The sequence below is a fragment of the Paraburkholderia sp. SIMBA_053 genome, assembly GCF_046534895.1.
Lineage (GTDB): Bacteria > Pseudomonadota > Gammaproteobacteria > Burkholderiales > Burkholderiaceae > Paraburkholderia > Paraburkholderia caledonica.
Genome location: NZ_JAWRXU010001045.1, coordinates 1 through 258 on the forward strand (window position 1 = coordinate 1; position 258 = coordinate 258).

Here is a 258-nt window from a genome sequence, read left to right on the forward strand (position 1 = left end):
CTGAGTCGCATGGACGCGTCAGCGAGCACAGCAAACGAGAAGGCGCTGCTGCATCCCTTCAAAGCCAGCAATGTCGTGCGTTCCGGTAACGAAGTAGCCACCGACGTCGTCATCTTCCATGAGCGGCTTGGCATTGATACAACTCGCCAGGAGATCGAAGCCAAACGCTGGGTGGTCGCCGTCGGGGAGGCAAGAGACAAGGCAGTCGAGGTCGGCGCCGACGGAGTCGAGATCACCCGGCGCTTCGGTATCAAGACG

At 60.5% G+C, this 258-nt stretch carries 1 protein-coding gene; it reads left to right on the top strand.

Annotated features, from left to right (window positions below; genetic code table 11):
* A partial coding sequence (locus SB753_RS38810) for a hypothetical protein (protein ID WP_410805381.1) occupies window positions 1–258 on the top strand: 258 nt, incomplete at both ends.